The sequence below is a fragment of the Opitutia bacterium KCR 482 genome (assembly GCA_029269845.2).
Classification (GTDB): Bacteria; Verrucomicrobiota; Verrucomicrobiia; order Opitutales; family Intestinicryptomonadaceae; genus Merdousia.
Genome location: CP149973.1, coordinates 2,193,211 through 2,216,846, shown reverse-complemented (window position 1 = coordinate 2,216,846; position 23,636 = coordinate 2,193,211). Strand labels below are relative to the sequence as shown.

Annotated in this window: 17 protein-coding genes and 2 tRNA genes; 8 read left to right on the top strand and 11 right to left on the bottom strand. The window is 56.8% G+C overall.

Going from position 1 to position 23,636, the window contains the following annotated elements:
- Window position 1: 1 nt before the first annotated feature.
- The 5 genes from P3B99_009490 to P3B99_009470 form a co-directional block, all read right to left on the bottom strand.
- Complete coding sequence (locus P3B99_009490) at window positions 2-1,168, bottom strand: aminotransferase class I/II-fold pyridoxal phosphate-dependent enzyme (protein ID WYJ07426.1); 1,167 nt, start codon at window positions 1,166-1,168, stop codon at window positions 2-4.
- Window positions 1,169-1,250: 82 nt separating this feature from the next.
- Entirely contained in the window at window positions 1,251-1,730 is a 480-nt protein-coding gene (locus P3B99_009485; protein WYJ07425.1) for an Lrp/AsnC family transcriptional regulator, read from the bottom strand.
- A gap of 49 nt (window positions 1,731-1,779) precedes the next feature.
- Complete coding sequence (locus P3B99_009480) at window positions 1,780-2,355, bottom strand: class I SAM-dependent methyltransferase (protein WYJ07424.1); 576 nt, start codon at window positions 2,353-2,355, stop codon at window positions 1,780-1,782.
- A 63-nt stretch (window positions 2,356-2,418) separates the two neighbouring features.
- A complete protein-coding gene (lpxA, locus tag P3B99_009475; protein WYJ07423.1) occupies window positions 2,419-3,198 on the bottom strand; it encodes an acyl-ACP--UDP-N-acetylglucosamine O-acyltransferase in 780 nt (259 codons plus the stop codon).
- Window positions 3,199-3,214: 16 nt separating this feature from the next.
- Window positions 3,215-4,567 carry a bifunctional UDP-3-O-[3-hydroxymyristoyl] N-acetylglucosamine deacetylase/3-hydroxyacyl-ACP dehydratase gene (locus tag P3B99_009470; protein ID WYJ07422.1) on the bottom strand — a complete coding sequence of 451 codons (1,353 nt, stop codon included), beginning with the start codon at window positions 4,565-4,567 and terminating at the stop codon, window positions 3,215-3,217.
- Window positions 4,568-4,755: 188 nt separating this feature from the next.
- On the opposite strand from P3B99_009470, the gene P3B99_009465 reads away from it, so the two are divergent.
- The 7 genes from P3B99_009465 (at window position 4,756) to P3B99_009435 (ending at window position 19,085) form a co-directional block, all read left to right on the top strand.
- The gene (locus tag P3B99_009465) at window positions 4,756-6,417 is read left to right on the top strand and encodes a DNA repair protein RecN (GenBank protein WYJ07421.1); all 1,662 of its coding nucleotides are present in this window, start codon (window positions 4,756-4,758) and stop codon (window positions 6,415-6,417) included.
- 23 nt (window positions 6,418-6,440) lie between these two features.
- Entirely contained in the window at window positions 6,441-9,236 is a 2,796-nt protein-coding gene (locus P3B99_009460; GenBank protein ID WYJ07420.1) for a DNA translocase FtsK 4TM domain-containing protein, read from the top strand.
- A 129-nt stretch (window positions 9,237-9,365) separates the two neighbouring features.
- Window positions 9,366-9,725 (top strand): aspartate 1-decarboxylase, encoded by a 360-nt coding sequence (panD, locus tag P3B99_009455; GenBank protein ID WYJ07419.1) that lies wholly within the window; start codon window positions 9,366-9,368, stop codon window positions 9,723-9,725.
- A 64-nt stretch (window positions 9,726-9,789) separates the two neighbouring features.
- Window positions 9,790-10,872 (top strand): alanine--glyoxylate aminotransferase family protein, encoded by a 1,083-nt coding sequence (locus tag P3B99_009450; GenBank protein ID WYJ07418.1) that lies wholly within the window; start codon window positions 9,790-9,792, stop codon window positions 10,870-10,872.
- A gap of 93 nt (window positions 10,873-10,965) precedes the next feature.
- The gene (locus tag P3B99_009445) at window positions 10,966-13,455 is read left to right on the top strand and encodes a DNA topoisomerase 3 (GenBank protein ID WYJ07417.1); all 2,490 of its coding nucleotides are present in this window, start codon (window positions 10,966-10,968) and stop codon (window positions 13,453-13,455) included.
- Between the two features lie 343 nt (window positions 13,456-13,798).
- Window positions 13,799-16,426 carry a beta-galactosidase gene (locus P3B99_009440; protein WYJ07416.1) on the top strand — a complete coding sequence of 876 codons (2,628 nt, stop codon included), beginning with the start codon at window positions 13,799-13,801 and terminating at the stop codon, window positions 16,424-16,426.
- A 19-nt stretch (window positions 16,427-16,445) separates the two neighbouring features.
- Window positions 16,446-19,085 (top strand): beta-galactosidase, encoded by a 2,640-nt coding sequence (locus P3B99_009435; GenBank protein ID WYJ07415.1) that lies wholly within the window; start codon window positions 16,446-16,448, stop codon window positions 19,083-19,085.
- Here P3B99_009435 and P3B99_009430 read toward each other — a convergent pair.
- From P3B99_009430 to P3B99_009420, 3 genes are all read right to left on the bottom strand, one after another.
- Window positions 18,974-19,414, bottom strand: coding sequence for a hypothetical protein (locus P3B99_009430; protein WYJ07414.1), 441 nt, complete (start codon window positions 19,412-19,414; stop codon window positions 18,974-18,976). The two genes, P3B99_009435 and P3B99_009430, sit on opposite strands and share 112 nt — an antisense overlap.
- Window positions 19,415-19,435: 21 nt before the next feature.
- Window positions 19,436-21,349 carry an ATP-binding cassette domain-containing protein gene (locus P3B99_009425; protein ID WYJ07413.1) on the bottom strand — a complete coding sequence of 638 codons (1,914 nt, stop codon included), beginning with the start codon at window positions 21,347-21,349 and terminating at the stop codon, window positions 19,436-19,438.
- 108 nt (window positions 21,350-21,457) lie between these two features.
- Window positions 21,458-22,096 carry a DUF1080 domain-containing protein gene (locus P3B99_009420; GenBank protein WYJ07412.1) on the bottom strand — a complete coding sequence of 213 codons (639 nt, stop codon included), beginning with the start codon at window positions 22,094-22,096 and terminating at the stop codon, window positions 21,458-21,460.
- Between the two features lie 141 nt (window positions 22,097-22,237).
- Between P3B99_009420 and P3B99_009415 the strand changes: the two genes are divergently transcribed.
- Window positions 22,238-22,313 (top strand) — tRNA-Phe (locus P3B99_009415).
- A gap of 237 nt (window positions 22,314-22,550) precedes the next feature.
- Here the strand turns inward: P3B99_009415 and P3B99_009410 are convergent.
- The 3 genes from P3B99_009410 to P3B99_009400 form a co-directional block, all read right to left on the bottom strand.
- A tRNA-Leu gene (locus tag P3B99_009410) sits at window positions 22,551-22,634 on the bottom strand.
- A 191-nt stretch (window positions 22,635-22,825) separates the two neighbouring features.
- Window positions 22,826-23,269, bottom strand: coding sequence for a hypothetical protein (locus tag P3B99_009405; GenBank protein ID WYJ07411.1), 444 nt, complete (start codon window positions 23,267-23,269; stop codon window positions 22,826-22,828).
- Window positions 23,270-23,635 carry a hypothetical protein gene (locus P3B99_009400; GenBank protein WYJ07410.1) on the bottom strand — a complete coding sequence of 122 codons (366 nt, stop codon included), beginning with the start codon at window positions 23,633-23,635 and terminating at the stop codon, window positions 23,270-23,272.
- Window position 23,636 lies beyond the last annotated feature (1 nt).

The window sequence follows — 23,636 nt, the reverse complement described above, 5'->3', positions numbered from 1 at the left end:
ACTACCACTTTGAAATTGCCGCTTCTATTCTGTCGGCGGCTTCGACGAGGTTTTCGTAGCTCGTCGAGAAGCTTGCGCGGACGAAGCCCTCGCCCGACTCACCGAACGCCGCCCCGGGGACGACGGCGACTTTCGCCTCAGCCAAAACCTTTTTCGCAAACTCCATCGACGACATGCCGAAGCGTTTGACGCACGGGAACGCGTAGAACGTGCCCTCGGGGCTGTGGCAGTCCATGCCGATTTCGTTGAAACGACCCACGATGAAGTCGCGGCGGCGGCAGTACTGCTCGCGCATGCGCTCCATGGATTCGCGCCCATTCACCAGAGCTTCAACCGCCGCCTCCTGCGAGACAATCGGGGCGCACATGAGCGCGTACTGGTGGGCTTTCATCATGCCGTCGATTATTCCCTTGGGGGCGCACGCGTAGCCGATTCTGAAACCCGTCATCGCAAACGCCTTCGAGAATCCGTGCAGGAAAACGCAGCGGTCTTTCATGCCGTCGAACGACGCTATCGAAACGTGTTTGCCATCGTAGGTAAGCTCGGAGTAGATTTCGTCGGTGATGACGAGCATGTCCTTTTCCTTGACGAAGTCGGCAAGCTCTTTGAGCTGTTCCGCGCTCGCGACTCCGCCCGTGGGGTTTGTCGGGAAGTTGATGATAATCGCCTTGCAGCCGGGTTCCCATGCTTTGCGAACTTCCTCGATATTGAACGAAAAGTTGTCTTCGGCGCGCATTTTCGCCGCGACGGGAATGCCGTGGCAGAGGCGCACGCTCGGCGAGTACGACACAAAGCAGGGTTCGTGGTACATCACTTTGTCGCCGGGGTTGATAATCGCCCTAAGGACGCAGTCCATCACTTCCGACACGCCGACGCCCACCATGATTTCGCACGACGGGTCGTAGGAGACTCCGTAGTTTTTTGCCACGTATTTGGAAATTTCGTTGCGCAGGCGGCGCAGGCCCAAGTTGTCGGTATACGAGGTCTTGCCCTTTTCGAGCGCGAAAATCGCCGCCTCGCGGATATGCCACGGCGTCACGAAGTCCGGCTCGCCGATACCCAGCGAAATGGCGTCTTCCATGGTGGCTGCTATTGCGAAAAACTCGCGTATTCCGGAGCGCGGAATGCCGCGCACGTGGTCTGCCACAAAATCTTTTGGTTCTTTCATCTGTATAAAATCCGTAAAATGTGCTTGTAGGTAAAACAAACCGCCGCGTTGACGGCGGCGGAATCGGGGAAACGCGACGAAACTACGGCGAGTAGAAAAGGCGTTCGCCGCCGTTGACGTCCTTTTGAATGAGGAATCCCTGCTGTTTATAGGTTTTGAGAAAGAAGTGCGTTGCGGTAGAGGTCACCCCGCCGATTGTCGCCAGTTTTTCGTAGACGAAGCTCGCAACCCCGCGCAGCGATTTTGCGCGGACGAACAGAAGGAGGTCGTACGCGCCGCTCATGAGGTAGCAGGAATCGACTTGGTCGAACCTGCTGATTCTCTGCGCGAGCCTGTCGAAACCGCCGTCGCGTTCGGGGTTTATGCGCAGTTCGATTGCCGCGTGCACCATGGATTCCTCAACGTCGGGGTTTATCACCGGACGCCAGCCCAGCAATATGCCCGCGTCGGACAGCTTTTTAAATTCGGCGTCCAACTGGTCTTTTGTGAGTCCGAGAATCTCGCCCATTTGTTCGGTTGAGAGAGCCTCGCCGTCGAGCATTAATTTCAACAGTTTTTCCATTGTCTCAATATGAATCGGTTTGTTTTTTTTTTAAACACTTTTTTGCGATTTATTTTTCTCCGCAAAATTTTTTGACGAGCAGCACGGGCGACACCGCGTTTTCGGCGTCCGAAAAGCTTTCGTAGCCGTCCCCGAAGTTAGCGTCGAAAAATCCGCGAACCGCCGCGAACTCCTCCGCCCCGCCCTCGTGCCCGCGGTAGCACAATGCCGACAGAAGCCCGCGCGACTTGTCGAGAAGCCCGACCGCCGAGTCCATCGCCGCGAGCGTTGTTTCGGGGCGCGTAATCGTGGATTTGTCGGAGCGCGGAAGCCAGCCCAGATTGAAGAACGCGCACGCGAATTTTCCCGCAAGCTCCGGCGGCAGAAGCTCCTCCATTTTTTCGTGCCCCGCAAGGAACAGCTCCGCCGAAAGCGAACGCTCCGCAAGCCTCGCCCGCGCGCGTTCCAATGCCGCCGCCTGCACGTCGAAGCCGAAGACGCGCCCGCCCGACGCCGACGCGAGTTCGGCGAGAAACAGGGTGTCGCCGCCGTTGCCGACCGTCGCGTCTATTGCGCAGACGCGCGGGACTCCCGCCAAAAACTGGCGGGCGGTGTCGTGCGAAAGTCTTACGAGGTTTGTCTTCATAAAATAAAAATCGCCGTCGGGAAAACCGCGCGGCGATGGCATTTTAAAATCCTTAGAGGGAACTCATGCCAGACCGCGTTCGCTCGCGCCGTGCGCGAAGTCGAGAATCGCCCTGATTACGCGCGATGTCGCCGCGTTTTCGCGCTGCGCCAACGCCTCCACCGCGTGGGTTCTCGAAAGTCTGTGTTTGTAAATCAGCTTGAACGCGCTGTACGCCACGTCGATTTCCTCAACCGAAAACCCGTTGCGCTGCATGTTGATTTTGTTGATTGCGCATACTTCCGCGGGAGAGCCGTCAGCCATGAAAAACGGCGGCAGGTCTTTCACCAGTTTCGAGCTTGCGCTGAGCATTGCATACGCGCCGATTCGGCAGAACTGGTGCGCGCCGCTTCCCCAGCCTATCACGACGTTGTCCTCCAAAACGACATGTCCGCCGAGCGCGGCGTGCGAGCTCATGACAATTTTGTTGCCCACAACGCAGTCGTGCGCGATGTGGCTGTACGCAAGAATGTTGTTGTCGTTGCCGACTATCGTATTGTTGCCGTCGGCGGTCGCCAGATGCGCGGTTGTATATTCGCGGAAAACGTTTCTGTCGCCGATGACAAGCCCAGGGTTGCCGCCTTTGAATTTGAGGTCGTGCGTTTTTCCGCCGATGTACGCGTACGGAAAAATCTGGTTGTCGCGCCCGAGAACCGTGTTGCCGTCAACCGTCGCGTGGTGCGCGACGACCGTTCCGCCGCCGATTCTCGCCTGAGAGCCGATGTACGCATACGCGCCCACTTCGGCGCCGTCGTCAAGCTCCGCGCCTTTTTCGATAATTGCAGTCGGGTGAATGTTGGTCATTTTCAAAAGCCTCCGATTACGGCGCGTCCGCGGCGTCCATGATTGCGAACATCAAATCCGCCGACGAAACCACCTTCCCCGCGACTTTGCAAGTGCCCTCGGCGCATGCGATTTTCCCGTCGCGGTTTTTCGTAATTTTCACGTCTATTTGGAGCTGGTCGCCCGGTTTTACCGCCCTGCGGAACTTGACTTTGTCCGCGCTCATGAAGAACGCAAGTTTGTCCTCCCCGTCGATTTGCCTGAGCATTAGAATGCCCGCAGCCTGCGCCATTGCTTCAAGCTGCAAGACCCCCGGCATTACGGGATTCCCCGGGAAGTGCCCCTGAAAGAACTGCTCGTTGAGCGTTACGTTTTTGATTGCCGTAAGCTCCGTATTTCCGCGCGTTTCGGTAATGCGGTCGATGAGAACGAACGGATACCTGTGCGGCAGAAGTTCGAGGATTCTGCGGGCGTCGAGAGTAGCCTCGGTAAAGATTTTGTGGTGCTCCGAATCCGCCGCCGAAACCTGCTTTGCGGGCTTTTTCGGGGCGTTTTTGAGAGACTCCATCTGCTTGTAGATTTTCTCCGTGAGCTTTGCGTTGAGCGCGTGCCCCGGGCGGACCGCCACGATGTGAGCCTTCAACTTCACGCCGAGAAGCGCGATGTCGCCTATGATGTCCAAAATCTTGTGGCGCACGAACTCGTCCTGATAGCGGAGCGGCTCTTTCGAGAGAATTTTGTTGCCCTTGATGACGATTGCCGAATCGAGACTTCCGCCCTGAATTTTCCCCATTTTCAGGAGGGGTTCGATGTCCTCGTAAATCGTGAACGTGCGTGCGGGCGCGATTGCCGCCTGATATGTTTCGGGGTCTATGTCGATTGAAAGGTGCTGGGTGTGAATACCCCTGTCGTCGGCTGAGGTGCAGGTGATTTTGAGGCCGTCGTAGGGAAGCGCGATAATCGAACGGTTGCCGTCGGAAACGGAAACCGGCTCGACAAGCGCGAACTCCTCGCGCTCGGCGTCCTGCTCCACGGGTTCCGCCTGCTGGATAAGGTTTACGAAAAGCTTTGCCGAGCCGTCGAGAATCGGGGGTTCGTCGGCGTTCATTTCAACATAGCAGTTGTCAACGTTCATGCCGTTGAGCGCGCTCACGACGTGCTCGATTGTATGCAGTTTTACGTGCCCCTCCGAAACGCCCGTGTTTCTGACCAAGTCCTGCGAGATGTGCGAAATGTGCGGACGCAGCTCCGGTTTCGAATAGATGTCTTTGCGTCTGAAAACTATCCCCGTATTTTCGGGAGCTGGTTTGAGAGTCAATGTCACTTCGGCGGCGCTGTGCAACCCCGTGCCGCTGATTGAAGCTTCTCTAAGAATGGTCCGTTGTTTCATAAATTAATACTCGGAGATATAAATAAAGCGGTTTATAGTCCCAATTTGCCCCGAAATGTCAAGGCAATTTGAACTTTCCGCCGCGGCGGACGGCGCGGGCGGCGGCGCAAAAAGGTTGAAAAGACGGAAAAATCGTGCTTGGAAAAACGGGGAAAAAGTGCAATTATCGGGCTTTCATTTTAGGGCAGATGATAGAGTATTTGAAGATTTCAAACCTCGCGCTACTAGAAGAGGCGCGAATCGAATTTGCGGGCGGATTCACCGCGATTACGGGCGAAACGGGCGCGGGCAAAAGCGTCATGCTCGGCGCGTTGTCGCTGCTTGCGGGCAACAGGTGCGGGCGCGAAATCGTAAGGAACGGCGCGGACGCCTGCCGCGTGGAAGCCCTGCTAACATTCCCCGACACATCAGAAATCGACGCGTTCCTCGAAAGCAACGGAATACAGAAATGCGACGACAACTCGCTTGTCCTAGCCCGCGTAATCAGCCGCGAAAAGGCGGGGCGGGCGGGCGTCAACGGGACACTCGCGCCGCTGTCGGCGCTGGCGGAGCTAGGTCGCATGTGGATAGACTTCCACGGGCCGCGCGAGCCGCAAAAGCTTTTCTCGGCAAAAAACCAGCTCGAAATGCTCGACAACTACGCCGGCGACAAAGCCGACCGCGACGAATACCTTTTATTATATAGAGAGCGCGCGAAAATTCTCGGCGAAATAGACGCGCTCAAAAATTCGAAAAAGCTTTCGCCCGACGAAATCGAATACCTCAAAAGCCAAATAGAGGCGATTGACGCCGTGAACCCCACCGACGAAGCGGTGGCGGAGCTTGAACGGGCGTCGAAAGTCGCGGAAATGGCGAGCGAAATCGTCGAGAAATCGAACGCCGTCTACGGGCTTTTGGAGGGCGAAAACGGCGCGTCCGAGCAGCTCGCGCAGGCGAACAGGCTTGCGTCAGACCTCGACGGCGCGGGCGACGATGCCGCCGCCCTCTCTCAGAGGCTCGCAAACGCGGCGGTGGAGCTTTCGGACATCGCGGAGGAATACGCGCGGCTTGCGCGTTCGTGCGACATGTCGGAGGAGGAAATCGCCGCAGTGCGCGAAAAAATGTCCGACTGGCTTACGCTCTCGCGCAAATACGGCGCGACGCCCGAAGCCGTGCGCGAAGCGCGGGCTGAAATGGCGCGGAAAATCGAAATGCAGTCCGACGTGGGGGCTTCGATAAAAAGGCTCGAATCGCGCGAAGCCGAAATTCTCGCAAAGCTTGCGCCGCTTGCAAAATCCGTAATGGAGACGCGCAAAAAGGGCGCGGAAAAACTTTCGAAAGAGGCGGCAAAAGTCCTCGGAAGGCTCGGCTTCAAAAAGGCGGAATTCGGAATCGCGGTATCGCCCGACCCCGAACCGTCGCCGAACTGCGGAAGCTCTTGCGAATTCGAATTCGCGGCGAACGCGGGACAGCCCAAATATACGCTCGCGAAAATCGCCTCGAGCGGCGAAATCGCCCGCGTAATGCTCGCGCTCAAAACCGTGCTCGCGCAGGCGGACGGAACGCCTGTGCTCGTGTTCGACGAAGTAGACGCGAACGTCGGCGGGGAAATCGGCGCGGAAGTCGGGAAGGAGCTTGAAAAGCTCTCCGAAAACAGGCAGGTTTTCTGCATTACACACCTGCCGCAGGTTGCGGCGCGGGCGCACAACCACCTGCTTGTGCAAAAAACGCAGACGGCTGACTCCACAAGCGTTTCGATAACACCCATCGGCGGCGACGAAACGCTCAGGGTTTCGGAGCTTGCGAGAATGCTCGGCGACAGAAACTCGGAATCGGCGTTGGCGCACGCGAGGAAACTTTTAAACATTTAACAAAAAACACTTTTCGATAAACAATGGCGAAAATCAAAAGAGGCGCAAAACTCGGCGACATCGTCGGGCGCAGACACCCCGTCGCGGCGGCGGCGATGATTATCCTCGGCGCGTTAATCGGGCTTTCAATGCTCGACTTCGCGTCGGGGCAGGAGATTTTTTTCAAACCCTATTTCGAGCCGTTCATCGCCTCCACACAAAGCGCGGGCGCAAACATCTGCGGCAAATTCGGCGCGACATTCTGCACGGCGACATTCCTGCTTCTCGGAGGCGCGGCGTACATGATTCCCGTCTACCTGATTTGGCTCGGCGCAATGTGTTTCAAGCGCAGCGCGGCGGCGGTCTCGAAAGGCGTGCTTGCGGCGTCGCTTGCGGGGCTGCTGCTGTTTTCGGTGCTGTGGTCGGTAATTCAGGCGGCGGTTGACGGAGCACAGTCGGCGTCGTTTCCGTCGGGCTTGGGCGGCAAATTCGGCGCGCTCGTGTTCGACAACCTGCTCAGGCAATTTCTCAACATAACGGGAAGCGGAATACTTGTGGGCACGCTCTATATGGCGTGCGTCGTATTCGTGTTTGTGGAAAGTCCCGCGGAGGCGGCGAAAGAGCTTGTCGGAGCGGCAAAGGCTGCGCCGTCGCACCTCTGGAAGCTCGCAAAATTCGCGTTGGCGGCGGCCGCGTGGCTGCCGAAAAAACTGCTCTCGCGCAGACAGACCGACGACGAGGACGAAGCCCCCCTGCCCCGCCGCAAAAAAATGGCGGCAAAGGCAAAACGCGCCGCAGAAGCCGAGGCGCAGTCGGCGCAAAAGGCGGACGAAATCCGCGCCGCGCAAGCCGAACAACCCGCCGACGGACAACCCGAAGAGCGGGCGGAAGCCGACACTCTCGCCGCGCCCGAAGAGAAAAAACCCGCCGAACCCGCACAGCCCGAAGAAAAGCCCGTCCCCAACGCGGGCGTAGAAATAGACGCGCCTATTAGCGACTTCTCCTCCCGCTTTGACGACGACGAAACCGACGGAAAATTCTTCGACGACTTTGAAAGGGAATTCGAGCAGACTTCCGCCGAACCCGCGTCCGCCGAACGGCAGTCGGACGACGCGTCCGAACAGCCCGCCGTTGAAGCGGCGGCGCAAAATTCCGAAACACAGCCCGCCGCCGAAGCGCAAAAATCGGGCGGCGCAATAGATTTAACGCACGTCCGCGCCGAGCAGCAAAGCCGCCCCGAGCCAGCTGCGGAGGAATCCGCGCCGACAATAGACGTCGTGCGCTTCAAGGAGGAAAAAGTGGAATTTGCAAAAGAGGAAACCACTAAAAACGGCTACGTCTTCCCGTCGATTGACCTCCTCGCCGAGCCGCAGGACAAGGACGACCTACCCGAAGAAGACTACGACTCGCGCATTGCCGAAATCGTCAACGTAATCGGCTCGTTCGGCGTGAAAGTCCTGCCCGACCACGCCTACCCCGGCCCCGTCATCACGCGCTACGAAGTAAAGCCCGCCGCGGGGGTCAAAATTAGCAGAATCGCGAACCTCGAAGACGACATCACCGCGGGAATCAAGGCGCAGAAAGTAAGAATCATCGCCCCCGTTCCCGGTCGCGGCACGGTCGGCATAGAAGTTCCGAACATTCACAGGCAAAACGTTTCACTGCGCGAGGTTCTGCAATCGAAGCAGTGGCGCGACAACAAGTTCGAAATTCCGCTCGCGCTCGGCAAGGACGCCGTGGGCGAGCCGATTGTCGCAAACCTCAAAAAAATGACGCACGCGCTCATCGCGGGCTCTACAAATTCGGGCAAAAGCGTCTGTATCAACACAATCATAGTATCAATGCTCTACAAAATGACGCCCGAAGACCTGCGCCTGATTATGATTGACCCAAAAATGGTCGAGTTGCAGGGCTACAACTCCGTGCCCCACATGCTCATTCCCGTAGTTAGCGACGTCAAAAAGGCGGCGGCCGCGCTAAAATGGCTAACCGCCGAAATGATGCGCCGATACCAGATTTTCAATAAAACGGGAGTGCGCAACATCGACGGCTTCAACGCGAAAATCCTCAAAGACAAGGAGCAAATGCGCGAATCCGAACGAGAGTTCGCCGCGCTCTCCCCCGAAGAGCGTCAGGCGGCAATCGCCGCCAAAGAGGAGGGCTTGGACGAAAACGTCGAAATCCCGAAAGAAAAACTGCCGTACATCGTCTGCATTATAGACGAGCTTGCCGACCTTATGAGCGTAGTCGGCAAAGAGGTGGAATCGTACATCGCCCGAATCACGCAGTTGGCGCGGGCGGCGGGCATACACATGATTATCGCAACGCAACGCCCCGACGTAAAGGTCATCACGGGGCTGATAAAAAACAACCTCCCCACGCGAATCGCCTTTAAAGTTACATCGCAGATAGACAGCCGCACGATTCTCGACCGCAAGGGCGCGGAATCGCTCATCGGCTGGGGCGACATGCTCTTCCTCAACAACGGCACGTCCGACCCCGTCCGCGCGCAGGGAGCGTACCTTTCCGACGGCGAAATAGAGGCGATAGTGGAGGCGTTGAAGGTGAACGGAGAGCCGCAGTACGCCGAAGACGTGCAGTCGGAAATCGACAGCGCGACCGACGAAGAAGACGACGCGGGCGACGGCGGCGAATTCGGCGACCCCATGATAGCAAAGGCGGTCGGCATAATCCGCGAGACGAAGAAGACGAGCATTTCGTTCCTGCAACGCAAGCTCGGCGTGGGCTACAACCGCGCCGCAAACATCGTCGAGGAATTGGAGCAGCGAGGACTTATCGGGCCCGACAAGGGGCAGGGGCAGCGCGACATATTTCTATAATTTAACAATTTGGATATAAGCGACTAACTAACTTCAAATATAAAAAATGGTTGACTAATCGCGCTTTTTTTATATTTCTGCCGACTTTTACTAAAAAATTTAGAGGAGACAATCCCGATGTTAGTTGAAATGTTAAAGTCCAAGATACTGCGAGCCGAAACGACCGACGCCCGCATAGACTACGAAGGCTCGCTTGCGATAGACTTGGACCTCATGGACAAGGTCGGCATGCTGCCCTACGAAAAAATCCTTGTGGGCAACATCTCGAACGGCAAACGTTTCGAGACATACGCAATACCCGCCCCGCGCGGAAGCGGCACGTTCTCGGTGCGGGGGGCGGCGGCGCACCTCGGAAACGTCGGAGACCTTCTCGTAATCATGTCGTTCGCGCAGGTGGACGAGCGCGAAATCGCAAAACACCTGCCGCGCACGATTACGCTGGCGGAGAAAAACACGAAAATCATAAAGTCGCAAAACATGATTGCATAGCTCGAACGCGCAGGCGTCGGGCTTGTTTCGTAAAAGAATTTCCAAACATCAAACACTAAAAGATATGTCATACAAACTGTTCATACCCGGACCCGTAGAGGTCTCCGAAAAAACATACAAGGCAATGACGACACCCATCGTGGGACACAGAAGCAAAGACTTCGTGAAACTCGTGGACAACATCATGCCGCGTCTCAAACAGTTGTTCTATACGAACGACCCCGTTTTCCTCAGTACAAGCTCGTCGTGGGGCGTAATGGAAGGCGCAATCCGCAACGTAGTAAAGAAGGGCGTGCTCAACTGCTGCAACGGCGCGTTCTCGGACAAGTGGTACGACGTATCGAAACGCTGCGGCAAGGAAGCCGGCGAATTGAAGTTCGACTGGGGCAAACCCGTATGCCCCGAAGCCCTCGAAAAGGAGCTTTCCACAAACAAGTACGACGCCGTAACGATTATCCACAACGAAACGTCCACGGGCACTATGAGCGACATCAAGGCGCTCTCGGAAGTGCTTAAAAAATTCCCCGACGTCGTTTCGATTGTAGACACCGTAAGCTCGTTCTCGGCAATGCCCATCAAGAAGGACGAACTCGGAATCGACGTAATGGTAACGGGCTGCCAGAAGGCTCTCGCAATTCCTCCGGGACTCTCGTTCTGCTCGGTTTCCGAAAAGGCGATGAAACGCGCCGAAACGGTCGAAGGCAGAGGCTACTATTTCGACTTCCTCGAATTCAAGAAATTCTTCGACAAGTCGCAGACCCCCTCCACCCCGATTATCTCGATGCTCTACGCGCTTGACAGCAAGCTCGACGACATCTTCGAAGAGGGCGTCGAAAACCGCTACGCGCGCCACGCCGAAAACAACAAGCTCGTCCGCGACTGGGGCTACGCGCACGGCTTCGAACTTTTCCCCGAAGAAAAGTTCGGCTCGGTAACGCTCAACTGCTTCAAGAACAACCTCAACGTAGACCTCCCCGCGCTGCTCGACGAGCTGAAAAAACGCTTCAAGATGGTGTTCAACGGCGGCTACGGAAAAATCAAGGGCACGACGTTCCGCATCTCGAACATGGGCGACGAAACGCCCGCGACGATGAAGGAACTGCTCGACAACATCGACACGATTCTTCCGAACTACATCAAAAAGTAGTTTCGGTTTCCGCGGTGTGCGCGCTTCGGCGCGCACGCCGATTTTTTTTGAGAAGAAACAAATACCGTATTAGAATACTTCCGTTTTTTTAGAATGAAAAAGCTTGTTATTTCGGAAAAACCGTCGGTTGCGGCGGACATCGCAAGAGTGCTCGGCAGGGCGAAAAAATGCGACGATTATTACGAAAACGACGAATACGTAATCGCCTCCGCGCTCGGACACTTGGTGGAACTCAACATGCCCGCGGACATCGACAAAAAATACGCCCGCTGGTCGCTCTCGAACCTCCCGATTATCCCCGAAAAATTCAAGCTCAAGCCCATCGAAAAGACGAAGGCGAAGCTCGCCGCGCTCAAAAAGCTGCTCTCCCGCAAGGACATCGACGGTGTAATCAACGCGTGCGACGCGGGGCGCGAGGGCGAACTCATTTTCACGTACATCTACGAAATCACCAAGTGCAAACTGCCGCGCCAAAGGCTGTGGGTTTCGTCGATGACGCCCTCCTCCATCTTGGAGGCGTTCTCGAACCTGAAATCGCAGGAGGAAATGGAGTCTTTGCAGGACGCCGCCCGCTGCCGCAGCGAGTCCGACTGGCTTGTGGGCATCAACGGAACGCGGGCAATCACAAGCAGAATGTACGGCTCGCGAGGGAAGAGCCTTGCGTCGGTCGGGCGCGTGCAGACCCCGACGCTCGCGATGATTGTGGAGCGCGAGCACGAAATCCAGAATTTCAAACCCACACGCTACTGGAAAATCACCGCCGAATTCGAAATCGAAAACGGCAAATACGAGGGCGTCTACCAGCGTCCCGACTTCAAGCAGAAAGACAAGGACGCCAACGACAAGGCGGACAGAATCTGGTCGCACGCCGACGCCGAAAGAGTCCTCAACGAAGTCCGCGCCGGGGGCGGGGCGAAAGTGAGCGACAAAAAAACGCAGTCAAAGCAAATCGCCCCGCGCCTCTACGACCTCACAACCCTACAACGCGAGGCGAACAACAAATACTCATTCCCCGCAAACAAAACGCTCAGCATTGCGCAGTCGCTCTACGAAAAGCACAAAATGATTACATACCCGCGCACGGACTCCCGCGCCCTCCCCGACGACTACCGCGGGGTTGTCGTCCGCACGATGGAGTCGATGGCGGAACCCTACCGCAGATTCGCGCAAAAGGCGGTCGACGAGGGCTACGTCAAAAAGGCGGGCAAAAGAATTTTCGACAGCAAGCAGGTCAGCGACCACTTCGCGCTCATGCCCACGGACGTTTCGGGCAAAAAGCTCACCGACGACGAAGCTAAAATCTACGATATGATTGCCCGCAGGTTCGTCGCCGCGTTCTACCCCGAAGCCGTGTTCGACGTCACGACGCGCATTTCGGCGGTAGGCTCAAACATCTTCAAAACCGAGGGCAAGGTGCTCCGCTCGGCGGGCTGGCTCGACGTCTACAACAAGGAGACGTCCGACAAGGAAATCCTGCCGCCGCTCGCCGACGAAAAGGAACGCGCAAAAATGCTCGAAGCGCATCTCAAAGAGGAATCCACAAAGCCGCCGGCGCGGTACACGGAAGCCACGCTCCTCTCGGCAATGGAGGGTGCGGGCAAGCTCCTCGACGACGAGGAACTCGCCGACGCAATGAAAGACAAGGGGCTGGGCACGCCCGCAACGCGCGCGCAAATCATAGAAAACCTCATCGCCCACAAACTGGTCGAACGCGAACGCCGCGACCTAATCCCGACGGCCCGCGCCGAAAGCCTTATCCGCTTCCTCGACGCGCTCGCAATCGACGCGCTCACAAGTCCCTCGATGACGGGCGAGTGGGAGCAAAAACTCCGCCTTATCGAGCGCAAACAGCTCTCGCGCAAAACGTTCATGGACGGCATCTGCGCAATGACGACGCAAATTGTGGACAAAGCCCGCAACTTCGTGGAGGAGGAAGTGGAATCGCACGAAGTCGATATTCCGAACCCGATTGACGGCTCGAAGCTTATAGAGACTTTCCGCGCGTACAAATCAAAAGACGGCAAGTTCATAATTTACAAGACGATAGGCAACAGGAAAATTTCGGAGGAGGAAGTTCGAGAGCTTGTCACAAAGGGGAAAGTCGGGCCGCTCGAAGGCTTCAAGAGCAAAATGGGACGCCCCTACACGGCGACGCTTAAACTCGACGAAAACTTCGCCGTAAAATTCCAGTTCGGCGACAACCCCGACGGCACGGAACGCAGACCCGAAAACCTCGAAGACGCGCCCGTTGTCGGCAAATGCCCGAAGTCGGCAATGGGGCTTTGCAAATGCAAAACGGGAGAGCTTGTGGAAACGGAAACCGCATACGTCTGCCGCTGCCCGAAAGGCGAGGAACGCAAGTGCTCGTTCAGGCTCGGCAAGACAATGCTTTCGCACACAATCACGCGGGCGGAAATCGAAAGCCTCACAAACACGGGCAAAACCCCAGTTATCGAGGACTTCGTTTCGAAGCGCACGAAAAAGAAGTTTTCGGCGTCGCTCGTGCTCGACGCCCGCGGAAGCATCTCGTTCGAATTCACAAAACGGACGGGCAGAGCCGAACCGAAAGAGCAGAAGAAATAGCAAAACACCGACGCGCGTTTTCGGGAAACCCCGCGCTATTTTGGAAGCCCGCTTTGCGAAACTTTCGATAAGCATTGTGCCCGTTTTTTAATCCGCCGAAGTTTTCGCAAATTTTAGAAAATAGTTTGCGAATTTCGGGCGCGAAAAGCTCCGCAAAAAAAACCGCCGATTCGGCGGTTTTTTCGCGCACAGGCGGCGCAGCAGAAATCCTGCGCATTCCAAGACATACAAAAGGATTGACCTAAAAACGCGCGTCCGATATTTGTAAACTGCTATGCTTATAAAAAAATATCTGTGTGTGATACCGGCTCTCGCCTTTTTACTAGCCGCATGCGGCAAAGACGTGGAAACGTACAAAGTGGAGGACGTCGGCGGCGTGCCGCGCATAACGTTCGACGGCAAGCCGCAAAGGGCGCGAATGCTCTATGTGTCGCCCACATACTTCACGCCCGCCCCGCCGGAAATCAAGCCGCTCGAAACGAAGTGGCGGAGCGTGTCGTTCGACGTCGAGCCGCAAAAAACGGCAATAGACGACGCCCGCTTCCACATCAGAACCGAAAACCAAGTTTGCGAATATTTCCTCTCGAAATTCGAAATAACAGAAAAGGAAAGCGGCAAAAAAATCTTCGAACTGAAATTCGACGGCGAAAAGCCCGACCCCCGCATAAACTACTGGTGCTCGGGCAAAGGCAGGGTGAAACAGCTGCCGTTTATAATGGAAAACACGCAGGCTGACGGCGCGAAAAACGGCGCGTTGCGCGTCGCAATCACAAAAGAAACGCCTCTGCTCAACCAAATCCACGTCTACGTAAAAGACATCAAACTCGAAGCGGACAAGGCGTATACCGTAAAATTCAGAATCAAAACAAGCAAAGAATTTGCGCCGCTTAGGTATGCGTACACGCTTATGGACAGGGCGGACGGACAATACAAGGCAATCGCGCCCAAGCCGCTCTCGCGCGTCGAGCCGCAGGTAAGACTGGCGCGGAACGCGGGAGTCGACATTGTAACTTTCCCCGTTCAGGCGGCGGACTTTTTCGACGACGACGGCTCGAACTACGAGAACCTCGACGGCGCGTTGAAGTCGATTGTAAAAAACAACGAGAACGCAAAAATATTAATCCGCATCAGATTCTATCCGCCGCTGAAATGGCTGAAAGCCAACCCCGACTCTACCCTCACATACTTCGACGGCGCAAAAAGCAACCTGCACGCGTCGATTTCGTCGCCGAAATTCAGGGCGGACTCGCAGCGCGCGCTGCGCAGAATCATCGACTTCGCCGAAAAAAACTACGGCAAAAACGTAATCGGCTACCACCCCGGAGGAGGGAACTCGTGCGAATGGTTCTACGGAGACTCGCATAGCCCCCGCTGGCAGGGCTACGACAAATCTACGGCGGACGCATGGGTGCGCTGGCTCGGCAGAAAATACGCAAACGACGACGCGCTCCAAAAGGCGTGGAACAACCCGAACGCGAAAATCGCCGCCGAAAAAGTGCCCACAAAGGCGGAGCGCGAAAAACCCGACTACCTCGTAAACCCGAAAACCGACAGGCGAATCGCCGACTTCAACGAATTTTGGCAGGACGAAATGCTCGACATGATTGACTGCCTCGCAACAGTAATCCGCGAGAAAGTGCCCGACAAACTCTGCGTGTTCTTCTACGGCTACGCGGGCGAATTTTCGGGCTTGCACAACGGCGCGGCGTATTCGGGACACGTCGGGCTGGGCAAACTGCTCAAAAACGAAAAAATCGACGCCCTCTGCGGCCCGATTTCATACGCCGACCGCTACTACGGCGACGGGAAATCCACAATGGGCGCGACGGAATCAATCACCCGCGCGGGCAAGCTCTGGATTGACGAGGACGACACCTCCACATACCTCGCCCCGAAAGTCGGCAGCTACCCCGGAATCGACCCCGAACAAAAAACGCGCGAAATGACGCTCAACGTCCTCACGCGGAACATGGCGCACGAGGCGGTCAGAAACATCGGCTCGTGGTGGATGGATTTGAGCGGCAGCGGCTTCTTCAACGACGCAAAGCTCTGGAAACTCAAAACCGCGTTCGCCGAGGCGGAGACCGATATGATAAAAAACCCGTCGCCATACGACCCCGAAATCGCGCTTGTTTTCGACGAAACCTCCGCGCTCTACTGCGCCGCCCGCGCAACGTCGCGCACGATGACGCGCGAGTTCGGCAGGGCGCGCGCAACTCTCAACAGAATCGGCGCGCCGTTCGGGCACTACCTGCTCGACGACCTCCTCTTCGGAAAGCCCACAAACGCGAAGCTCGACATCTACGCCGTAGCCTACGCGCTCGACGCAAAAAAACGCGCGGCAATCAGGGAACGCGCCAAGAAAAACGCCTCCGTTTTCGTCTGGGCGCCCGCGTACATCGACCTCGACAAGGGCGATTTTTCGCCCGACGCCGTGAGGGAAACCACGGGGTTCGAAGTTGAAAATATCCAAAACGGACAAATCTTGGGAAAAATCATCACAACGGCCGCCGGCAGAAAAATCGGGCTTGGAGAGTCGTTCGGCATACCCGAAAACAAACGCTTTCCCAATCCCCTGCTCTCGCCGAAAGTCGAAAAGGGAGACATTGTGCTCGGCAACTACCAAAACGGCAAGCCCGCGCTCGTGCTCCGCGGCAAAACGCTCTTCTGCGGAACGGCGGGAATACCCTTTCAAATGTACGCCTACATGGCGAAACTTTCGGGCGCGAAAATCTACACCGATTCCCCCGCGGCGGTCTACGCGAACGGCGCGTACATCTCGATTACGCCGACCGAAATGGCGGACGGAGAAACCCGAACGGTGAAAATCGACGCGCGCTCCGACGCCGAAGTTTTCGACGCTCTCACGGGCAAAAAGCTCGGCGAACACGGAAAGGCGACAATCGAAATGAAACGCGGAGGCTCTAAGCTACTACGCTTGGGAAACGGAAACTCGGACATCAAAAAATAACCATATCGAACAAACGCATATGAAAAAAATCTACCACATTTTGTTTGCGGCGGCGGGAATTGCGCTACCCGCCTGCGCCGCGCAGACGCAATACAAGGTCGAAAGCTTCAACGGCGCGCCCTTCATAACGGAAAACGGCAAGCCGCTGCGCAACCGCATTGTCTGGGTTGCGGGAGGCTGCGGAGCAACCCTCAACCACCCGCTTTTGAAAAAGGCGAACGTCTGGAAGGAAACCGAATTGGAGTTCGAAGCCCCGAACGACCTGCCGGCAATCGTCCAACTGCGCATGGGAAAGAGCGCGGGCGAAATCTACTTTTCGAAGTGGGAGGTCTCGGAGTCGGAAAGCGGGAAAGTCGTGTTCTCGCTCGACACGGCGTCCGACAAGACCGACAAAAGCATTGAGCACTGGTGCGTGGGCTTCCGCGAAAACCCGCCCGTAAAGCTCGAAAACACGACGGCCGACGACGGCGAACGCGCCCTTAAACTTACGCTCGGCGGCGGCAAAAAGCTCGAAGGCTTCCACCTGTATGTAAACTCGATTCCCGTCGAAAAGGGCAAAAAATACAAGGTCAAGCTCCGCGCAAAAAGCGACGCCCCGCGCCCGTTCTCGACCTCCGTCTACTACTACGACAACAAATTCATGTTCGTAAAGTCCGACACGTCGATTGCCGCTTCCACAATCAGACACGCGGCGAAAGCGGGCGTTAATTTCGTTTCGTTCGAAATAAACGGCGTCTGGACGAAGCCGAACGAAAAGCCCGACTTCAAATACATCGACAGCGCCTTCGGCGTGTTTCTGGAAGCAAACCCGAAGGCGAAACTCATTCCCCGCGTGCGCCTCGACCCCCAAATCAACAAGTGGTGGCGCGACTCGCACCCCGACGACATCATGAAAAATTCCGACGGCACTCTCAACGAAACCTACGTTTCCGTGTCGTCGCCCGCCTACCGCAGGGAGGCGGCTGAATCGCTGCGGCAGTTCATCGAATACTGCGAGGAGCACTACCCCGACAACATGGCGGGCTACCACCCCGCGGGCGGAAACTCGCGTGAATGGTTCTACGGCGGAACGTGGCACAGCTCGTTCAGCGGCTACGACAAAAACACGCTCGCGGCGTGGCGCGTCTGGCTGAAAAAAAAGTACGGCACGCCCGAAAACCTCGCAAAGGCGTGGAACTGCGCCGCGCCCGACTCCTTCGAAAAAATCCCCCTCCCAACGCAGGCTGAGCGCGAAGCCCCCGCCTACATCATCGACCCAAAGACCCAGTGGAAGCTCGCCGACCTCAATCTCTTCCTGCAAGACGAGATGGCGGACACCGTCCTCGGGCTCGCAAAAGTAATCCGCAAATCCGCGCCGAACAGGCTCTCGATTTTCTTCTTCGGCTACGGGTTCGAATTTTCGGGCGTGCGCAACGGTCCGGCGTTTTCGGGGCACTACGCGCTTTCGAAAATCTTGAAGTCGTCCGACATCGACGCGGTGTCCGGTCCGATTTCGTACGCCGACAGAAATTTCGGCGACGGCAAAACGACAATGGGCGCGACGGAATCAATCACGGATTCGGGCAAGCTCTGGATTGACGAAGACGACACCTCAACATACCTCGCCCCGCGCGACGGACGCGACTACCCCGGCAAATATTCGGGGCTTTACACGCGCAAAGACTCGCGCGAAGTTCTGCGCCGCAACCTCGCGCAGGAGACCGTCCGCAACAACGGCGTCTGGTGGATGGATCTCTTCGGTCAGGGCTGGTTCGACGACAAAAATCTCTGGCGCGAAATGAAAAGCTTTGCAAAGCCCGAACGCGACATCATCGCCCGCCCCCTCCCCTACCTCCCGCAAATGCGCCTCGTCATGGACGAAACCTCCATGTGCATGGTGGCGGCAAAAGGCGCGGCGGGAATCACAACAAACAGGCTGATGTCGTTGGGAAGGGTTGCGGCAAACCGCTCCGGCGTGCCGTTCGGGCAGTACCTGCTTCCCGACGTTCTCGCCAAGCCCGAAGCCGCAAAGCTCAACGCAATGCTTTCGGTCTACGCGCTGAACGCCGACCAACGCGCCGCGTGCGCCGCCCTGCGCGAGAAATCGGCGAACATCTGGGCGTGGCTTCCCGCCTACATCGACACCGACAGGCGCGAATTTTCGACCTCCGCAACAGAGGAGGCAACGGGCTTCAAAGTCAAGCTCATCACCGCGAAAGCTGCGGCAACACCGACCGAAGACGGCGCAAAAATCGGGCTGAAACCGATAACGGGCACGGAATACGCAATGCCGCTGCTCTCGCCGATTCCCGAAAGCGGCGACCTTGTGCTTGCGAAATTCGAAAACGGCTCGCCCGCAATAGTCCTGCGCAAAAGCGGCAAGCACCCGCAGCTTTTCTGCGGCGTGCCCGAAATCCCCACGGAGCTTTACCGCCACATGGCGGAGCTTGCGGGGGCGCACGTCTACAACAAGCAGGGAGCGGTGGTCTACGCAAACGGCGCGTACATCTCGGTCGTGGCGGTAGAGGACGGCGAATACGAAATCGACCTCGGGCGCGACGGCGCGGTCTACAACGCCCTTAGCGGAAACAAACTCGGAAACTCGCGGACGCTCACGCTCAAAATGAAAAAGGGCGACTGCCGATTCCTGCGGCTGGGCAGAGGCAACTCCGACCTGTAAACCGCCCGCGCGACAAAAAAGAGCCTCCGCTTGGAGGCTCTTTTTTGTGTGCCTATTTCGACCGCAGCGTTTCGGTTTTCGGAGGCGGCAGAGTTGTACATTTCGAAAAATCTTTTCCACGATGCTTCGGACGAAAAGCTTTCGTATTCGCCCCTATTCAAAGTATCGCTTATTATTTTGTAGGATTCCACATTCGTAAAATATTCGGCTATGTAGAACAGCTCCGTTTCGAAAACGCAGGGTTCGGGAAGCTCCGACGCCCTCACGAATTCGTCCGCCGAATAGCCTCGCACGCCCGAAGCCGCAAGCCTGCGCGGCGCGCGCGACAAAAAATTTCGGAATAGGAATCTTCATTTGCCGCTTTTCATTTCGCTGCGCCGCTCTTCAAGCTCAGCCCAGCGGGTCATCAGGCGTTCGTCTTCGGCGTCGATTTCCTGCATGCGGGCGTTGATTGCTTCGAGCTTGTCGAAATTCGACACCACAAAATTCTGGTCTTCGAGCTTTGCGGCAAGCTCGGCGCGTTCCGCCTCCAACGCCTCTATTTTCGCGGGGATTGTCTCCAGCTCCTCGCGCTCCCTGTTCGTGAATTTGTCGCGGCGTTTCGGAGCGGGAGCGGCGGATTTTTCGGAAAGCGCGGGCTTTTCGGTCTTCGCCGCGCGTTTCGACGCCGCCTGCGACGCCCTGAATTTTTCCCACTCGTCGTAGCCGCCGACAAGCTCCGAAACCGAGCCGTCCTCGCCGAAGCAGAAAACGCCGCTTACGATGTCGTTCAAAAATTCGCGGTCGTGGGAGACAAGCAGAATCGTGCCGTCGAAGTTCACGAGCGCGCTTTCGAGAATCTCGATTGTCTGCATGTCGAGGTCGTTCGTAGGCTCGTCGAGAACGAGCACGTTGGCGGGGGTCGCGAACATCTTTGCGAGCATGAGCCTGTTTTTTTCGCCGCCCGAAAGCGTGCCGATGTCGCTCAAAATCTGCGACGGCTCGAAGAGAAAATTTTGCAGGTAGCCCATGACGTTCTGCTTCGCGCCGTTGACCGTTACGAAGTCCGAACCGCCGCCGACGAAATCGCACAACCGCATGCCGTCGTCAAGCCCGTTGCGGAGCTGGTCGAAGTACGCCACCTGCAAAGACGTGCCGTTGACGACTTCGCCCGAATCGGGTTTGAGCGTGCCGAGCAGAATATTAAGCAGCGTCGTTTTGCCTATGCCGTTGCGCCCGATTATCCCGATTTTGTCGCCGCGAAAAACGGTCGTCGAAAAGTTATTCACAATCGGAGAGCCGCCGTACGAAAACGAAACGTTCTTTACGTCCAGCACCTTCTGACCGCCCGCGGCTGCCTCCTGCACGCGCAGGTTTACGTCGCCGATTTTCTCGCGGCGGGCGCGGCGGATTTCGCGCAGGCGCATAAGCTCGCGCACCCTGCCCTCGTTGCGCGTGCGCCGCGCCTTGACGCCCCTGCGAAGCCACGCCTCCTCCTGCGCGAGCTTTTTGTCGAAGACCGCCTCGTTGCGCTCGCGGGCGGCAAGAAGCTCGTCGCGACGGCGCACAAATTCGTCGAAGCCGCAGTCGAAGGCGATGAGTTTGCCGCGGTCGACCTCCACAACGCGGTTTGCAAGATTCCGCAAAAACGCCCTGTCGTGCGACACGAACACAAGCGTCTTTCCGCACGATTTCAGGAATTTTTCGAGCCACAAAACCGAGTCGATGTCGAGGTGGTTTGTCGGCTCGTCGAGAAGCAGAATGTCTGGGTCGGACACAAGTCCGCGTCCGAGCAGGGCGCGGCGTTTCAATCCCGCCGAAGCCGACGCTACGTCGAGTTCGGGGGAGATTTCGAGCCGTTCGAGAACCGCGCGTATTTTGGAGTCTACACTCCACGCGTCGAGAGCGTCTAGTTCAAGGGAAAGCGCGTCGAATTCGTCGGTGTGCGCCGCCCCCGCCTCGATCTCCGCAAGCAGCCTGCGGTAGCGCGAAAGCTTCAAGCCGACCTCCCCCAAACCCTCCGCCGCAACGTCGTACGCCGAGCCGCGCAAATCCACGGGAACGTCCTGCGGCAGGTACGCGGTCTTGACGGTTTTCAGCCGCTCAACCCGCCCCGAATCTGGAACGTTCAGCCCCGCCACAAGCTTCAACAGCGACGTTTTCCCCGTGCCGTTGCGGCCGACAAGCGCGACGGAATCGCCTTCGAGAATGTTTAAATCCGCGCCGTCGAGGAGCACCTTGACGCCGAATTTCAGTGAGACGTTGCTTAGCGAAATCAAACTCATAAATAAAATCCGCATCTTAGCGCGTCCCGCCTGCGCCGCAACAAAAAAGCCAGAACGCGGACACAAAAAAACGCCGCGCAAAATACGCGGCGTTCGGAAAAACCCAGCTTAGTTTTGAAGCGGCGTCAGCCTTACGTTGCGGAAATGGATTTCCCCGCCCTCCGACTGCAAGGCAATGTAGCCCGATTTGTTCGCCGCTTTCGTCGCCCTGTTTTGGAGCGTGCCGTTTATGAAAACCGTAATCGTGCCGTCAATGCAAATGATATCGGCATTGTTCCATTCGCCCGCAGGGTTCTCGTTAGACTCGCCGTAGCGTTTGACGACGGGGAATTGCGGACGCTGCTTGCCCGCGGGAATTTCGAACTCGGCGACGTCGGAACCTCCGAGCAAAACAAAATCGCCCACGCGCCCCTTCATGAGCTGGCATTCGACGGCGTTCGGCCAAATTTTGTCGGGCGACTGAACGAAAAGGAAAATTCCGCTGTTGACGGTTTCGGTCGGATACTTCCATTCGACGTGCAACCTGAAATCGGAATATTTTTTGTCGGTGCGGAGATAGCCGAAAGGCTTGCCCTTGACGCAAATGATGCCGTTGTCCGCGGAGAAGACGGCGGCGGGATTCGAGCCGTCGGCGACAAACGGAGTCCAGCCGTCGAGATTTTTGCCGTTAAAGAGTTCAACCGTTTTCAAATTTGCGGCGTGAAGCGCGAACGAAACTGACATCAGTAATGCAAATAAGTATTTCATATAACAAGTTTATTGAGGATTGCGGGGAATTAAAAAGGAAAAGGCGGCAACAATCAACAAATAAAAAAAGCAAAAAAGTTTGAAAAAGAGCTTGACGAAACAGAGAAAATCGGGTCTTATGAGAACTTCAAAATTTTCGAAGGCCAGATAGCTCAGATGGTAGAGCGGAGGACTGAAAATCCTTGTGTCCCTGGTTCGATTCCTGGTCTGGCCACCACTTTAAGGACCGCAAGTTAAACAACTTGCGGTCTTTTCTGTTGACCCCCTCCGCGCGTTTTGCGTTTTATCACACAAGTGCCGCCGAATGCGCCCACCCACCAATTAGCCCATTGCGCACAAGCGCAACCCACGCGGCGACCTGTTTCTTAAACGCCATCTTGCAAGCCCAAATATTTCCAAATAACGATTGGCACAAAAAAACCCGCGAAACAGTGTTTCGCGGGTTGTGGAAAAGTACCTAGAGAGGGGGTCGAACCCTCACGGTATTGCTACCGGCGGATTTTGAGTCCGCTGCGTCTGCCGATTCCGCCATCTAGGCATATTGTCCGCCGACTTTTCGTCGGTAAAATCGTATTGAATCATCTAAAATTGTGTGGGCAAGTCAAGCGCATTTTTGTAAACGCGCGCAAAAATCCGAGCGTCTCGAAATGTCGGCGTCCTCCGCCGCGCCCGCAAAATCCGTTGCGGCGCGGCGGCGGGAAACGGTCGGAGATTCGACCGCGCGGATATTCAACGCGCCGCACTCCTGCCGAAGTAGAAGCCGACAATCGCCATAAACGCCACTTTGAATTCGGCGGGAATGTAGAAGCCCGCGGCGTAGTCTATCACCTGCCGCGTGTATTCGGGGACAATTCCCCAAAGGTAGCCGCCCCACTCCTCCGTGCGCTCGACGGCGATGGGAATGTTTGTCCACGCAAAAATGAACGGCGCGACAACGAAGCTGAAAATCAACGCCGCTATGATGAACTGCCGAACCCGCTGCCCCACACAGGAGCAGTCGCGGGCCGCCGCCTTGTCCGCGCTGTCGTCGGCGTCGCGGGCGGCGTCGCGCAACTTGTCGATTACGGCAAGCTGCCGCTCGTGCGATTCCTTGCGGAGGGCGGTAATCCATGTGAGAACGCCGCCGACAACCGCGCCCGCGCCCGTTGCGCCGAGTATTTCAAGCCCGTCCATTTATTCGCCTTTCGAACACGCATTGGAAGATGTTTCGGACGACTCCGCGCCGCGCGTTTCCATACTGCCGTTTGCGGTGGCATTGCCCGAAGCTTCGCCGTCTGCGGTTGAAGCGCCGCTTTCCGATTCGCCCGAACTTTCTCCGCCCGCTTCTTCCGTTGCCTGCGGATTTTTAAGCGCGGCATACGCGTCCGCCATCGCCTGAATCGTCTCGGCGTACGGCTCTATCGCCGCAAGCTCCGACTTCTCCCTCAGCTGAATTACACTGCGCCCGAACGCGGTTTCGATGTACACGTTCACGCCCCTGATTTCGGCTTCGACCGTCTGCGAAGCCCCGTTGATGTTTGTTTGTAGGTTTATTTTCATA